This window comes from Paenibacillus periandrae (assembly GCF_022458865.1).
In the GTDB taxonomy this organism is placed as follows: domain Bacteria; phylum Bacillota; class Bacilli; order Paenibacillales; family NBRC-103111; genus Paenibacillus_S; species Paenibacillus_S periandrae.
Genome location: NZ_JAJNMU010000077.1, coordinates 1 through 1,786 on the forward strand (window position 1 = coordinate 1; position 1,786 = coordinate 1,786).

At 42.4% G+C, this 1,786-nt stretch carries 2 protein-coding genes and 1 pseudogene; 1 reads left to right on the forward strand and 2 read right to left on the reverse strand.

The window, feature by feature from the left end; all coding sequences use genetic code 11:
- A pseudogene (locus LRL21_RS44535) lies at window positions 1-509 on the forward strand (ISL3 family transposase); the annotation flags it as partial.
- A gap of 97 nt (window positions 510-606) precedes the next feature.
- On the opposite strand, the gene LRL21_RS44540 reads toward LRL21_RS44535, so the two are convergent.
- Together LRL21_RS44540 and LRL21_RS44545 are read right to left on the reverse strand one after the other, a co-directional pair.
- The gene (locus tag LRL21_RS44540) at window positions 607-1,140 is read right to left on the reverse strand and encodes a dihydrofolate reductase family protein (protein WP_240422176.1); all 534 of its coding nucleotides are present in this window, start codon (window positions 1,138-1,140) and stop codon (window positions 607-609) included.
- A gap of 371 nt (window positions 1,141-1,511) precedes the next feature.
- Window positions 1,512-1,786, reverse strand: a 275-nt coding sequence (locus LRL21_RS44545) for a GNAT family N-acetyltransferase (protein ID WP_240422177.1), incomplete at its 5' end; no start/stop codon positions are given.

A 1,786-nucleotide genomic window follows, 5' to 3' on the forward strand; every position in this document is an offset into this window, starting at 1 on the left:
TTTCATGTTCACGGTTACGTCATTGAGGCTGTTCAAGATGTTCGTAAAGCGGTTCAGAGTACGCTGGCTCCGCGGGCGAAAGCCCTGCTCAAAGCGCATCACCGCTTGCTTAATCCTCCAGTCGACTCCCTACCTGCAGAAAGCAAGAAGAAGCTTGAAGAATTGCTAGGTACTCCGACATGCTGCGAGGTACCTGGGAATGGAAAGAGGCCTTCACCACCTGGTACGACCATTCACCGAATGTTGAAGTTGCCACATCAGGCTTCAATCGTTGGTGTAAACAGGGTGACCAAATCGAGCACGAAGCTGTTAACCATGCGTTGAAAACCATGCGTAATTGGAAAGATGAAATCATCAATTACCACCACTGCCGATGGACCAATGCTACTGTAGAGGGCCGTCATAATCGTATTAAAGCATCTCAACGTCGTCACTACTTCATCCGTAACCCAGATCGGTACAAAGCAGGCATTTTAGTAGAATGCAATCGACTTCGTCTTTCAAGCTAAATGATCAAGCACTGATTTTGAGATTGAGCCAAAAAAAGAAGCCCGATATTTTCAATCTGAGCTACGTTCTATACTCACCTTAAACGACTTAGTCAACTCATTCTGCGGGTTGATAGGATAAAAGGGCCACACCTTTTGTCGTTGCCTTCATGCTTACCAACTTCAATTTTTTTTGATTCTGTTCGGTATATAGTTGTTTGCCCTTACCCAATACTACCGGATGAACCATAAAGCGATACTCGTCGATAAGATTGTGATCCATTAAAGTACGAACCAATTGACCGCTGCCATATATCAAATAATTTTGATCCGTTTTCTGCTTTAGTTTGATCACTTCTTCTACGATGTTATTTTTAATAAAGCTGGCGTTCCATATGGGGTCTTCCAGCGTGGTGGTAGCCACATATTTGGGCATGGCATTCATCTCGTCGGCACCCTCCCCCTTCATTTTGGGCCATGCTGCGGCAAAACCTTCGTAAGTAACTCGCCCAAGAAGAAGTGCATCGGTCCCATAAAACACATCTCGTTGGAAATTGGCCATTTCATCATCCCAATAAGGCATGTGCCAAAGCCCTGGCTCTTCCATGATTCCGTCCAAAGATAGATACAATGATACTTTGATTTTCCCCATTCCTCATTCCCTCTTTCATAATTGTAGTTTTCTACTTTAAAAGATAATTTATTGTGGAATATCACCTAAACCGCTCATAACGCCAGAAAACCGCCGAATAAACGATGCTGCCACGAAGGAGAGAATGGCATTTCAATAGATTTTCCCTCCAAATAATTTGATACTTATTACCTTCTTTTTTAAAGGTATCAACATTAATACTCCATAATTTTACCATAAAAGCCCTTAATCTTGTTCAACTAAACTGCCGTTTCGAAATGCTTACCGGTAACATTATTCTCCCGTTACTTCAATGAACTTCAAGAAGGAGCTGTCCTTTTGGCAGCTCCACGCTATCGTGATCCGTTAGCGTAACGCAATATGGTTATTCATTAGTCAAGTTTAATAATCTTATCAAAGCAGTATGAATCTTTGTCATAGCCATTATGCTCATAGAAAGCATGGGCATCTGTTCGCTTCATCCCGGTACATAGAATAATGCTGGATATTCCGCTGTCTTTCGCATAATTTTCAGTGCACCGTAGCAGTTCAGTGCCTACCCTATGACGCTGAAAATCTTTATGAACAGCAAGACCGGTTATATGCAGATAACCATTCGTAGACCCTACAGCTAATCCATGAACGATAGATATGAACCCAACAACAT